The organism is Streptomyces sp. NPDC059567 (assembly GCF_042735655.1).
Lineage (GTDB): Bacteria > Actinomycetota > Actinomycetes > Streptomycetales > Streptomycetaceae > Streptomyces.
Map to the genome: position 1 here is coordinate 14,649 of NZ_JBHWBS010000033.1, position 12,876 is coordinate 27,524.

A 12,876-nucleotide genomic window follows, 5' to 3' on the forward strand; every position below is an offset into this window, starting at 1 on the left:
CGACAACTCCGCCCGAATCCGGGGCTATCGCTCCGCCATCAGCACCTTGAGCCCTTCGGTCAGGTCGTCGGCCGTCGGCGCGGTCTCGGGGTCCACCATCCACTGGATCATCACGCCGGTCACCAGCGCCTGACAGAGCAGCCCCGCCACCCGGGCCCTCTCCGGGTCGGCTTCCGGGTCGATGCCGAGGAAGCCCTCGGCCATGCCGAGGCGGCCCTCCCGCTGGGGCTCCTTGATGGCCTCGCGGAGCTTCTCGTCGTCGTCGAGGCGGGTGACGATCTCCGTCTGGAGCTTCCAGACCGGCCGACTGGCGTCCGCCGCCGCGATGACCTGCTCCCAGAGGTCGTGGAAGCGCTGGTACGGGTCGGCCGGCAGCGCCCTCTTCTCCTCGCCGCTCCCGGCCGGGCCGACCTGGTCGCCCCACTCCTCCGTCAGCGTGAGGAAGGCCTGCTGGAGCAGGGCCTCCTTGGAGCCGTAGTGGTAGCCGATGGAGGCCAGGTTGGTGCCCGAGGCGGCGACGATGTCGCGGGCCGTCGTGCGGGCGTAGCCCTTCTCCAGGAGGCAGCGCTTGGCGCCTTCGAGCAGGTCTTCCTTGTGTCCCATGACAGCACTGTACCCGGCAGCTAGACAATCGTGTAAGACGATCGTCTAGCGCACCGGGTACGCGTACCGAGTCGGACCAGGCCGGGACCTGCCCGGGATCAGACCAGGTTGACCGAGCGGGCCGAGGCCGCGCCGATCTCCTCCGAGATCTCCGCGAGCACGGCCGCCGGGACCGTGTCGTCAACGGTGAGCACGACGAGCGCCTCGCCGCCCTCCTCCGAGCGCGCCACCTGCATCCCGGCGATGTTCAGACCGGCCTCGCCGAGGATCCGGCCGACCGTGCCGACGACACCCGGACGGTCCTCGTAGCGCAGCACCACCATGTGGTCGGCGAGCGCGACGTCCACGTCGTAGTCGCCGACGGCGACGATCTTCTGGAGGTGCTTGGGGCCGGCCAGCGTGCCGGAGACCGCGACCTCCTCGCCGCTCGAGAGCGTGCCGCGCACGGTGACCACGTTGCGGTGGTCCGGGGACTCGCTGGAGGTGGTCAGCCGGACCTCGACACCGCGCTCCTGCGCGAACAGCGGGGCGTTGACGTACGACACGGTCTCGTCGACCACGTCCTCGAACACGCCCTTGAGCGCGGAGAGTTCGAGCACCTTCACGTCGTGCTGGGTGATCTCGCCGTACACCTCGACGTCGAGACGCGCCGCGACCTCGCCCGCCAGCGCGGTGAAGATGCGGCCGAGCTTCTCGGCGAGCGGCAGACCCGGCTTGACGTCCTCGGCGATGACACCGCCCTGGACGTTGACCGCGTCCGGCACGAGCTCACCGGCGAGCGCGAGGCGCACCGAGCGGGCGACCGCGATACCGGCCTTCTCCTGGGCCTCGTCCGTGGACGCGCCGAGGTGCGGAGTGCAGACGACCTGGTCGAGCTCGAAGAGCGGGGAGTCCGTGCAGGGCTCCTTCGCGTACACGTCGAGACCGGCGCCGGCGACCCGGCCCTCCTTGAGGGCGGAGAACAGCGCCGCCTCGTCGACGATCCCGCCGCGCGCGGCGTTGACGATCCGGACGCTGGGCTTGACCTTGTGCAGCGCCTCGTCGCCGATGAGACCGAGGGTCTCCGGGGTCTTCGGCAGGTGGACGGTGATGAAGTCGGCGACCTCCAGGAGCTCGTCCAGGGCCAGCAGCTTCACCCCCATCTGGGCGGCGCGGGCCGGCTGCACGTAGGGGTCGTACGCGACGATCTTCATGCCGAACGCGGACATGCGCTGGGCGACCAGGACGCCGATGCGGCCGAGGCCGACGACGCCGAGGGTCTTCTCGCTCAGCTCGACGCCCGTGTACTTCGAGCGCTTCCACTCGCCGTTCTTCAGCGCGGTGTTGGCCTGCGGGATGTTGCGCGCGGTGGCGACGAGCAGGCCGCAGGCGAGCTCGGCGGCGGTGACGATGTTGGAGGTCGGGGCGTTCACGACCATGACGCCGGCCTTGGTGGCGGCGGAGACGTCGACGTTGTCCAGGCCGACACCGGCGCGGGCCACGACCCGGAGCTTGTTGGCGGCGGCGATGGCCTCCGCGTCGACCTTGGTCGCGGAGCGGACCAGGATCGCGTCCACATCGGCGATGGCGGGCAGCAGCTCGGCGCGGTCGGCGCCGTTGCAGTGCCGGATCTCGAAGTCCGGGCCCAGTGCGTCGACGGTGGCGGGCGACAGCTCTTCAGCGATGAGTACGACGGGTTTCGAGCTCACGTGAGTCCTCACAGATCCAGTGCGGACGGCCGTCCCGACGGCCGCATGCGGTGGAGGGGGCTTGCCGCGTGAAAGCGCACGACGCTGTGGGCCTGAACGCGAATGTTGTTGAGCAGTGTAGTGGTGCGTCGGCGCAGTTCATGCGCCTCGTTGGAAGGATCACTCGTCCGTGGTTGGACGGCCTGTCCAACGATGTGGCGCGGGGGCGGGCGGGGTGTGAGGCCCCCCCCCCAAAGCGTTAACCACCACCGGGGTAACACCCCGCAATAGAGGTGGGCCCGCCCCTGGGGGGGGGGGGGGGCGGGGGGGGGGCCCCCCCCCCCGCGCCGAAGGCTTACGCCTCCTCGTCGTTCACCCAGCTCATGAGCTTGCGCAGCTCCTTGCCGGTGGTCTCCAGGAGGTGCTTCTCGTCCTGGGTCTTGTACTCGTTGTACTTCTTCAGGCCACCGTGGTACTCGTCCATCCAGTTCTTGGCGAAGGTGCCGTCCTGGATGTCGGTGAGGACCTTCTTCATCTCGGCCTTGGTGGCGTCGGTGATGATCCGCGGGCCGGTGATGTAGTCGCCCCACTCGGCGGTCTCGGAGACCGACCAGCGCATCTTCTCCAGGCCGCCCTCGTACATGAGGTCGACGATGAGCTTCAGCTCGTGCAGGCACTCGAAGTAGGCGATCTCCGGCTGGTAGCCGGCCTCGACCAGGGTCTCGAAGCCCGCCTTCACCAGCGCGGAGGCGCCACCGCAGAGGACGGCCTGCTCACCGAACAGGTCGGTCTCGGTCTCCTCGGTGAAGGTCGTCTTGATGACGCCGGCGCGGGTGCCGCCGATGGCCTTGGCGTAGGAGAGCGCCAGGGCGAAGGCGTTGCCGGTCGCGTCCTGCTCGACGGCGGCGATCGCGGGGACGCCGCGGCCCTCCTCGTACTGGCGGCGGACCAGGTGGCCCGGGCCCTTCGGGGCGACGAGCGCGACGTCGACGCCGGCCGGGGGCTTGATGAAGCCGAAGCGCACGTTGAAGCCGTGGGCGAAGAACAGCGCGTCGCCGTCCTTCAGGTTCGGGGCGATGGACGCCTCGTAGACCTGGGCCTGGATCGGGTCCGGGATCAGGATCATGATGACGTCGGCCTCGGCGGCGGCCTCGGCGGGCGTCACCACGCGCAGGCCCTGCTCCTCGGCCTTGGCCTTGGACTTGGAGCCCTCGTGCAGACCGACGCGGACGTCGACACCCGAGTCACGGAGCGACAGCGCGTGGGCGTGGCCCTGGCTGCCGTAACCGATCACCGCGACCTTACGGCCCTGGATGATGGACAGGTCGGCGTCGTCGTCGTAGAACAGCTCGGCCACTGGGAATCTCCTTGATGTGCTGGTGTTGCGTCCCACCGTACGGCGGGGAGCGGGAGGGAAGTTTTCGGGTCTCGCCAGGCGGACCGCCGGATGGACCCGGCGGTCCGTGCCCGTCGACACCCGGAAGGGTCAGGCGCTGCGGTCGAGGGCCCGCAGGGAGCGGTCCGTGATGGACCGGGCACCACGCCCTATGGCGATCGTGCCGGACTGCACGAGCTCCTTGATGCCGAACTGCTCCAGCATCTTGAGCATCGCGTCGAGCTTGTCACTCGAACCGGTGGCCTCGATGGTGACCGCCTCGGGCGAGACGTCCACGGTCTTGGCGCGGAACAGCTGGACGATCTCGACGATCTGGGAGCGGGTCTCGTTGTCGGCGCGGACCTTCACCAGGACGAGCTCGCGCTGGATCGCAGCGGAGGGCTCGAGTTCGACGATCTTCAGGACGTTGACCAGCTTGTTGAGCTGCTTGGTCACCTGCTCCAGCGGCAGGTCCTCGACATTGACCACGATGGTGATGCGGGAGATGTCGGGGTGTTCGGTGACACCGACGGCGAGCGAGTCGATGTTGAAGCCGCGGCGGGAGAACAGGGCGGCGATCCGGGCCAGGATGCCGGGGGTGTTCTCCACCAGGACGGAGAGCGTGTGCCTAGTCATGTGCGTCGTTCCTCTTCCTACGGCTCTCGGTCTCAGTCGTCTTCGTTGTCGCCGAAGTCGGGGCGGACGCCCCGGGCGGCCATGACCTCGTCGTTGGAGGTGCCGGCGGCGACCATGGGCCAGACCTGGGCGTCCTCGTGGACGATGAAGTCGATCACGACCGGGCGGTCGTTGATGGCATTGGCCTCGGCGATGACCTTGTCCAGGTCGGCCGGGTCCTCGCAGCGCAGGGCGACACAGCCCATGGCCTCGGACAGCTTGACGAAGTCCGGGATGCGGGTGCCCTTGCGGGGCGCCGTGCTCGCGCCGACCTGGGAGCCGGTGGCGTCGTGGCCGGTCTCGTCGGCGTGCAGGACCGTGCTGGAGTAGCGCTGGTTGTAGAAGAGGGTCTGCCACTGGCGGACCATCCCGAGGGCGCCGTTGTTGATGATGGCGACCTTGATCGGGATGTTGTTGAGCGCGCAGGTGACCAGCTCCTGATTGGTCATCTGGAAGCAGCCGTCGCCGTCGATCGCCCAGACCGGGCGGTCCGGCATACCGGCCTTGGCGCCCATGGCGGCGGGAACCGCGTAGCCCATCGTTCCGGCGCCGCCGGAGTTGAGCCAGGTGGCCGGCTTCTCGTAGTCGATGAAGTGCGCGGCCCACATCTGGTGCTGGCCGACGCCGGCCGCGTAGATGGTGTCGGCGGGGGCGAGCTGGCCGATGCGCTGGATGACCTGCTGCGGCGAGAGGCTGCCGTCCTCCGGCAGGTCGTAGCCGAGCGGGTAGGTCTCGCGCCAGCGGTTCAGGTCGCTCCACCAGGCGGTGTAGTCGCCCTTGTTGCCCTCGCTGTTCTCGGCCTGGACGGCCTGGACCAGGTCGGCGATGACCTCGCGGGCGTCACCGACGATCGGGACGTCGGCGGCGCGGTTCTTGCCGATCTCGGCCGGGTCGATGTCGGCGTGGACGATCTTGGCGAAGGGCGCGAAGCTGTCCAGCTTGCCGGTGACGCGGTCGTCGAAGCGGGCTCCGAGGGCGACGATCAGGTCGGCCTTCTGCAGCGCGGTGACGGCGGTGACCGCACCGTGCATGCCCGGCATTCCCACGTGCAGCGGGTGGCTGTCGGGGAACGCGCCCAGCGCCATCAGGGTGGTGGTGACGGGGGCGCCGGTGAGCTCGGCGAGGACCTTCAGCTCGGCGGTGGCGCCGGCCTTCAGGACGCCGCCGCCGACGTACAGGACCGGGCGCTTGGCCGCGGCGATCAGCTTGGCGGCCTCGCGGATCTGCTTGGCGTGCGGCTTGGTCACCGGGCGGTAGCCGGGCAGGTCGGTCTGCGGCGGCCAACTGAAGGTGGTCTTCGCCTGCAGGGCGTCCTTGGCGATGTCGACCAGGACCGGGCCGGGACGGCCGGTGGAGGCGATGTGGAACGCCTCGGCGATCGTCCTCGGGATGTCCTCGGCCTTGGTGACCAGGAAGTTGTGCTTGGTGATCGGCATCGTGATGCCGCAGATGTCCGCCTCCTGGAAGGCGTCCGTGCCGATGGCCTTCGAGGCGACCTGGCCGGTGATCGCGACCAGCGGGACGGAGTCCATGTGGGCGTCGGCGATCGGGGTCACCAGGTTCGTGGCGCCTGGGCCGGAGGTCGCCATGCAGACGCCGACCTTGCCGGTCGCCTGGGCGTAGCCGGTGGCGGCGTGGCCCGCGCCCTGCTCGTGGCGGACCAGGATGTGGCGGACCTTCGTGGAGTCCATCATCGGGTCGTACGCGGGGAGGATGGCGCCGCCCGGAATACCGAAGACGGTGTCGGCCCCCACTTCCTCGAGAGAACGGATGAGGGACTGCGCACCCGTGACGTGCTCGACGGTGGTGGCGGACTGTCCGCCGCTACGGGCCCGCGGCTGCGGATGGTGCCCGGAGGCCTGCTCGGTCATCAGCATTCTCTTCTCGAAGCAGAGGGTTTTTGCGAGGGTTTGGGGGGAGCCGGTGCAACAAAAAACCCCTCGTGCCGGGAGGCAAGCGAGGGGAGCGCGTCGGTAGCGTTCAAGCCGGGCCTTCTATGGCCCTGCTTCAGCCGACGCGCTTTCCAAGTACGAGAATTCGGGTGCGCATGGCACTGACCCTCTCCCCGACGCACCATCAGTGTCAAGGGGGTGGGACGGGCGTCTCATTATTTGAGCGGAACGGGGGATGGTTTCCGGCTGGAATCGCCACCTCGCCGGGGACGGGGTACTCGTCCCGCACGAGCGCGCGGCGCAGCCGGTACTCGTCCAGCGGGCCGGCGAAGGCCATGCCCTGGCCGTGCGTGCAGCCCATGGCGCGCAGCGCGATCACCTGCTCGGGAACGTCCACGCCGTCGGCGACGGACTGGAGACCGAGATCGCGGGCGATCCGGAGCAGCCCACTGGTGATCTTGCGGAGCCGGGCGGACTCGACGACGCCCTCGACCAGACCTCTGTCCAGTTTCAGTACGTCGACGGGGAGGCGCCGCAGCGCGTTGATGGCCGCGTGGCCGCTGCCGAAGCCGTCCAGGGCGATCCGTACGCCGAGGCGGCGCAGGGCGACCAGGCGCTGCTCCAGGTCGTCGAAGGAGACCCGGGGGTCGCTGTCGGCGAGCTCGATCACCAGGGAGCCCGAGGGGAGTCCGTGGCGGGTCAGCAGCGCCTCGACGGTGCCGAGCGGCAGGGAGCGGTCCAGGAGCCTTCGGGCGGAGAGCCGCACGGAGACCGGCGTCCGATGGCCGAGCCCGGCCCGCTCGGCGGCCTGCTCGACGGCCTGCTCCAGGAGCCAGCGGCCGAGCTCGGAGACGCGCTCGCTGTCGTCCGCGACGCGCAGGAACTCGGCGGGGGTGAAGAGGATGCCCTGGGCGGAGCGCCAGCGGGCCTGCGCCGCGACGGCGGTGATACGGCCGCTGGCGAGGTCCACGACGGGCTGGTGGAGCAGGGCGAACTCGCCGTCGTCGAGCGCGGTGCGCAGCCGGGTGGCCAGCTCCGTCCTGCGGACGACCTCGGCCTGCATCTGCGGGGCGTACATCTCGACGCGGTCCTTGCCCGCGGCCTTGGCCCGGTACATGGCCAGGTCGGCGTTGCGGAGCAGGTCCCCCGCGCTGATGCCGGGCTCGGCGAAGGCGACGCCGATGGAGGCGGCGACCCGCACCTCGTTCCCGCCGTCGAGGCGGTACGGCTGGGAGAGCGTGAGGCGGAGCCGGTCGGCGATCTCGTGGACCTGGTACTCACGGGCCGACGTGTCCCGTGAGCCGTCGCCGAGGATGAGCGCGGCGAACTCGTCGCCGCCGAGACGGGCGGCGGTGTCCCCGGCCCGCACGGAGTCCTGGAGGCGGCGGGCGGCCTGGACGAGGAGCTCGTCGCCCGCCTGGTGGCCGAGCCGGTCGTTGACGCCCTTGAAGCCGTCGAGGTCGATGAAGAGCACGGCGGTGCCGGGGTCGGAGGAGCGCCGGCCGGTGAGCGCCTTGCGGACGCGCTGGGTGAACAGCGCCCGGTTGGGCAGGTCGGTGAGCGGGTCGTGCTCGGCGTTGTGCTGCAACTGCGCCTGGAGGCGGACCCGTTCGGTGACGTCGCGGCTGTTGAAGATGAGCCCGCCCTGGTGGCGGTTGACGGTGGACTCGACGTTGAGCCAGTCGCCGCGGCCGGAGCGGAAACGGCACTCGATCCGGGTCGTCGGCTCCTCCGAAGGAGGAGCGGCGAGGAACCGCCGCACTTCGTGGACCACGCCGCCGAGGTCCTCGGGATGGATGAGAGAGGCCAGCTCGGAGCCGATCAGATCCTCGGCCTCACGACCGTAGACCCCCGAGGCGGCGGGGCTCACGTACCGGAGTATGCCGGTGGGCGCGGCGATCATGATGACATCGCTGGAGCCCTGCACCAGGGACCTGAAGTGGTTCTCCTTCTGGGCCAGTTCATGCGTGAGGGCGATGTTGTCGAGGAGCATGATGCCCTGCCGGACGACCAGGGCGAGGACGACCGTACAGCCGGTGAAGACGACCACGCGGTCCACTCTGCGTCCCTCGACGACGTTGTACAGGATGCCGAGCGTGCAGACCGCAGCGGCGAGATACGGGGTGAGGGCGGCCAGCGAGCCGGCCACGGGGCGGCTGGGAAGGCGCTGGCCGCGCGGGGAAGCGGGCCCTTCGGCGCTCCGGCGCACCCCCCAGGGGGCGTACGCCAGGAGCAGCGATCCGGCGAACCAGCCGGCGTCGAGCAGCTGTCCGGAGGTGTAGTTCTCCCGCATCAGGGGTGAGGTGAACAGGGCGTCGCACAGCACGGTGAGGGCGAGGGCGGCGATGGCCGTGTTCGTCGCCGAGCGGTTCACGTTGGAGCGGCGGAAGTGCAGGGCCAGGACCATGCTGACGAGAACGATGTCGAGCAGCGGGTACGCGAGCGAGAGCGCGGCCTCGGCGACGCTCTCGCCCTGGAAGTGCGCGGTGTGCGCGAGGGCGAGACTCCACGAGAGGGTGAGCAGCGAACCGCCGATGAGCCAGGCGTCGAGCCCGAGGCAGACCCAGCCGGCCCGGGTGACGGGCTTCTTGGCGAGGACGAGCAGGCCGACGATGGCGGGCGGGGCGAAGAGCAGGAAGAACAGGTCAGCGATGGAGGGGCTGGGCACCTCCCGGCCGAGCACCACTTCGTACCACCCCCAGACTCCGTTCCCGGCGGCGGCCATCGTGGAGGAGAAGGCGAACAGCAGCCAGGCCGGGCGGAAGCGGCTGTCGCGGAGGCGGGCGTAGAGGAAGCAGGAGACGCCGGCCGCCAGGGCGGCCGCGCTCAGGCCGAAGTCGCCCATGATGAGCGCCAGTTGCTCCGATCCCCAGCCGAGGGCGGCTCCTGTCGCGTAGCCCGCGCAGATCAGTCCGAGGACGACCTGGGTGAGGACTCCGCCGGCGTCGGACGGCGCCGGGTCCGGCCCGCGGGCGCCGCTCGCACCGCCTCCCGCCTTCTTCGCCGGGGAGCCGCCCGCCGTCGCGGCGGCGGACGCGGCACCGCCCGTCGTCGTGCCGCCCTGCGCGGCGCCCGCGGCGACCGGGCTGCGGCCGATGAGGGCTCCGGGGGCGGTCACCGGGGCTCCCCTGCATGCGCCGCCGTCTTCGGGCGCCTCCTGTGCCGGAATGGGGCGCGCGAGGGTCGTCGACGGCGGCCTCGCCGCGTCGGATCGTCGGTCCATCGGCCGTACTTCACCCGTCGCCCCCCTCGGATTCTGTTGACCCGTCACTTCGCTCCCCAGCGCCAGCTCGTACTCGACGCAGCCCCCCGCTCCGGGACGATACACCAGGACCGTCACTCAGGGACAGGGGTGCTGTACTCTCAGTGACGGCCCTGGGGCTCGCGGCGGGCGCACCGAGGGGGCGCGCGCCGCGGGCCCGCGGCTCAGGTGGTCAGGACCACGTTGGCCAGCCCCTCCCCCGCCGCGAACCGGGTCAGCTGGCCGGCGATCAGCCGCTTGGCACGGGGCATGAACGCCGAAGTGGAACCGCCGACATGGGGACTCACCAGGACACCGGGAGCGTGCCACAACGGGTGGCCGGGCGGCAGCGGTTCGGGGTCGGTGACATCGAGCGCTGCGGTGATCCGGCCGCTCTCGACCTCCTTGAGCAACGCGACGGTGTCCACCACGGGGCCCCGGGCGACGTTGACCAGAAGGGCCCCGTCCCGCATCCGCGCGAGAAAGCCCGCGTCGGCGAGATGCCTGGTCTCGGGCGTGAGAGGGGTGGAGAGCACGACGACATCCGCCTGCGGCAGCAGGTCGGCCAGAGCGGACATCGGCTGGACCGGACCGCGCTCCGTGGTGCGTGCGGAGCGCGCGACGCGCGCCACCCGCGCGCACTCGAACGGCACGAGCCGGTCCTCGATGGCGGCACCGATCGACCCGTACCCCACGATCAGCACCGACTTGTCGGCCAGTGCCGGATAGAAGCCGCCCCGCCACTCCTCCGCGTCCTGGCCGCGGACGAAGCCGGGGATGCCGCGCAGCGAGGCGAGGATCAGGGCGAGCGCCAGCTCGGCGGTGCTGGCCTCGTGGACGCCCTTGGCGTTGCAGAGCTCGACCCCGGGGCGCAGCGCGCCCAGTCCGGGCGTCACATGGTCCGTGCCCGCCGAGAGCGTCTGCACCGCGCGCACCGAGGTCATCGCGGCGAGCGGCCGGACGGCGACCTCCGTGCCCTTCATGTACGGGACGACGTAGAAGGCGCAGCGCGCCGGATCGGCGGGGAAGTCCGGACCGCCGTCCCAGAAACGGTAGTTCAGCCCCGACGCGCCCGGCTCCGGAAGCCCTTCGATCTCGTCCGCGGGAATCGGAAGCCACACGTCAGCGGCCGTGTCATGGAGTGTCATGACCGGGAGGCTATGCGAAGAACCCCGCTCACCATTGGTTACTTTGGGGGACGGCACAGGGAGGGGTACCGGCAGGTGGAGCGCAGGACTATCGGGGCGGCGGCGCTCGACGTGGGCGCGGTCGGCCTGGGCTGTATGCCGATGAACTGGGCCTACAGCGCCTCGCAGCAGCGTGGCGACCGCTCGCTGCGCACGGTGCACGCGGCGCTGGACGCCGGGGTGAGCCTGCTCGACACCGCGGACATGTACGGGCCGTTCACCAACGAGCTGTTGGTGGGACGGGCACTGAAGGAACGCCGGGCGGAGGCGTTCGTGTCGACCAAGTGCGGTCTGCTCGTCGGCGATCAGCACGTGGTGGCCAACGGCAGGCCGGGATACGTACGGCGGGCCTGCGACGCCTCGCTGCGCCGGCTGCAGACCGATGTGATCGACCTCTACCAGCTGCACCGGGCCGATCCCGAGGTGCCGGTCGAGGAGACCTGGGGCGCGATGGCCGAGTTGGTGTCCGCGGGCAAGGTCCGGGCGCTCGGGTTCTGCGCGGTGGGGGCCCGGGCGACCCGTCGCGGCGGAGCGTCACATCTGCACGAGGGAACGATTCGGCAACTGGAGCGGGTCCAGCAGGTCTTCCCGGTCAGCGCGGTGGAGGCCGAACTGTCGGTGTGGTCTCCCGAGGCGCTGGAGCGGCTGCTCCCGTGGTGCGAGGCGCGGGGTGTGGGGTTCCTGGCGGCGATGCCGCTGGGGAACGGCTTCCTGACCGGGACGCTGACGCCCGGCGGCGGCTTCGAGCCGGACGACCCGAGGGCCCGGCACCCTCGCTTCACCGCCGAGATGATGGCTGCCAACCAGCCGCTGGTGGCCGGCCTGCGGCGAGTGGCGGCCCGGCACGGCGCGGAGGTCACTCCCGCCCAGGTGGCGCTGGCGTGGGCGCTGGCGCAAGGGCCGCACGTCGTGCCGATCCCGGGGGCGAAGCGGGAGGTCTGGGCGGTGGAGAACGCGGGGGCGGCGGATCTGGCGCTGACGGCGGCGGATCTGGCGGAGATCGCGCGGCTGCCCGCGCCGCGGGGATCGTGGGACTGAGCGCGGGAACCTGATCGGCCCGAGCGGTGTATCAAGGGTAGTGAGCGCCGTTCGAAGGGATCGGGACCGTGGGCCGAGCTTTTGTGGGAGCTGTGTGTGCCGCCGCCGTGCTGGGGCTCGTGACGGGGTGCTCGTCAGGTGGGGGCGGGAGCGGGCTCGCGTCCTCGCCCACGTCCGCGTCCGCGTCCGCGTCGCGGTCGGGGACGGGGACGGAGGGCGCGCCGGCCGACGTGCGGGTCGCCGGGACACTGACCGAGGATCTGGAGTCGCCGTGGGGCGTGGCCGCGCTGCCCGGCGGGGATCTTCTCGTCGCCTCGCGCGACGAGCGGACGATCACCCGCGTCGACGCGAAGACGGGGAAGAAGACGCAGGTCGGAGAGGTGCCGGGGGTGGTCCCCGGCGGTGAGGGCGGGCTCCTGGGCCTCGCCGTGCGGGACGGCCGGGTGTATGCGTACTTCACCGCCGAGTCGGACAACCGCATCGTCCGGATGCCGTACGGAAGCGGGAGCGCGGACCGGCTGGGCGCGCCCGAGGTGGTCCTCTCGGGCATCCCGAAGGGGAACGTGCACAACGGCGGGCGGATCGCGTTCGGCCCGGACGGGATGCTGTACGCGGGGACGGGCGAGCGGGGCGAGAAGGGCCTCGCGCAGAGCCTGGAGTCGCTGGGCGGCAAGATCCTGCGGATGACGCCGGAGGGGAAGCCGGCGCCCGGCAATCCCTTCCCCGGCTCGCTGGTGTATTCGTACGGTCACCGCAATGTGCAGGGCCTGGCCTGGGACGGGGACGGACGACTGTGGGCGGCCGAGTTCGGCCAGAACACCTGGGACGAGCTGAACCTGATCCGGCCCGGCAAGAACTACGGGTGGCCGAAGGTGGAAGGCTCGTCGGACGTGTCCGACTTCGTGAACCCGGTGGCCCAGTGGACGACGGACGAGGCGTCGCCGAGCGGTATCGCGTACGCCGAGGGCGCGATCTGGATGGCCGGGCTCAGAGGCGAGCGGCTGTGGCGGATCCCGCTCGCGGGGGCGGAACGCGCGGGGGACCCCGAGGCGTTCCTCGTGGAGGAGTACGGCCGCCTGCGCACGGTCCTGGCGGCGGGTGACGGCCGGCTCTGGCTGACGACGAGCGAGACCGACTCCCGGGGCACGCCCGGGCCCGGCGACGACAAGATCCTCCGGCTGGAGGTGAGATAGGGGCG

9 protein-coding genes are annotated in these 12,876 nt (G+C 71.0%); 2 read left to right on the forward strand and 7 right to left on the reverse strand.

The annotated features are described in order from the left end of the window. Positions 1 to 24 precede the first annotated feature (24 nt). The 7 genes from ACFVZW_RS17140 to ACFVZW_RS17170 form a co-directional block, all read right to left on the reverse strand. Positions 25 to 603 carry a TetR/AcrR family transcriptional regulator gene (locus tag ACFVZW_RS17140; protein WP_384521984.1) on the reverse strand — a complete coding sequence of 193 codons (579 nt, stop codon included), beginning with the start codon at positions 601 to 603 and terminating at the stop codon, positions 25 to 27. 98 nt (positions 604 to 701) lie between these two features. After that, positions 702 to 2,291 (reverse strand): phosphoglycerate dehydrogenase, encoded by a 1,590-nt coding sequence (gene serA, locus ACFVZW_RS17145; protein ID WP_383553709.1) that lies wholly within the window; start codon positions 2,289 to 2,291, stop codon positions 702 to 704. Between the two features lie 334 nt (positions 2,292 to 2,625). Beyond that, positions 2,626 to 3,627 (reverse strand): ketol-acid reductoisomerase, encoded by a 1,002-nt coding sequence (gene ilvC / locus ACFVZW_RS17150; protein WP_365338012.1) that lies wholly within the window; start codon positions 3,625 to 3,627, stop codon positions 2,626 to 2,628. Positions 3,628 to 3,756: 129 nt separating this feature from the next. After that, positions 3,757 to 4,281, reverse strand: a complete 525-nt coding sequence (ilvN, locus tag ACFVZW_RS17155) for an acetolactate synthase small subunit (protein ID WP_215065241.1) — start codon at positions 4,279 to 4,281, stop codon at positions 3,757 to 3,759. 32 nt (positions 4,282 to 4,313) lie between these two features. Beyond that, positions 4,314 to 6,191, reverse strand: a complete 1,878-nt coding sequence (locus tag ACFVZW_RS17160; RefSeq protein ID WP_384521987.1) for an acetolactate synthase large subunit — start codon at positions 6,189 to 6,191, stop codon at positions 4,314 to 4,316. Positions 6,192 to 6,402: 211 nt separating this feature from the next. Further along, the gene (locus tag ACFVZW_RS17165) at positions 6,403 to 9,330 is read right to left on the reverse strand and encodes an EAL domain-containing protein (protein ID WP_384521989.1); all 2,928 of its coding nucleotides are present in this window, start codon (positions 9,328 to 9,330) and stop codon (positions 6,403 to 6,405) included. Positions 9,331 to 9,638: 308 nt separating this feature from the next. Further along, positions 9,639 to 10,601 (reverse strand): 2-hydroxyacid dehydrogenase, encoded by a 963-nt coding sequence (locus ACFVZW_RS17170; RefSeq protein WP_384521991.1) that lies wholly within the window; start codon positions 10,599 to 10,601, stop codon positions 9,639 to 9,641. A 75-nt stretch (positions 10,602 to 10,676) separates the two neighbouring features. Between ACFVZW_RS17170 and ACFVZW_RS17175 the strand changes: the two genes are divergently transcribed. Both ACFVZW_RS17175 and ACFVZW_RS17180 read left to right on the forward strand, forming a co-directional pair. Next, the gene (locus ACFVZW_RS17175; protein WP_384521993.1) at positions 10,677 to 11,678 is read left to right on the forward strand and encodes an aldo/keto reductase; all 1,002 of its coding nucleotides are present in this window, start codon (positions 10,677 to 10,679) and stop codon (positions 11,676 to 11,678) included. Positions 11,679 to 11,746: 68 nt separating this feature from the next. Further along, complete coding sequence (locus tag ACFVZW_RS17180) at positions 11,747 to 12,871, forward strand: PQQ-dependent sugar dehydrogenase (RefSeq protein WP_384521995.1); 1,125 nt, start codon at positions 11,747 to 11,749, stop codon at positions 12,869 to 12,871. Positions 12,872 to 12,876: the final 5 nt, after the last annotated feature.

Excerpts from the sequence above, each read along its gene's own strand:
- ACFVZW_RS17170 (WP_384521991.1), bottom strand. The coding sequence starts at position 10,601 with ATGACACTCCATGACACGGCCGCTGACGTGTGGCTTCCGATTCCCGCG.
- ACFVZW_RS17160 (WP_384521987.1), bottom strand. The coding sequence starts at position 6,191 with ATGACCGAGCAGGCCTCCGGGCACCATCCGCAGCCGCGGGCCCGTAGC.
- ilvN (WP_215065241.1), bottom strand. The coding sequence starts at position 4,281 with ATGACTAGGCACACGCTCTCCGTCCTGGTGGAGAACACCCCCGGCATC.
- ACFVZW_RS17140 (WP_384521984.1), bottom strand. The coding sequence starts at position 603 with ATGGGACACAAGGAAGACCTGCTCGAAGGCGCCAAGCGCTGCCTCCTG.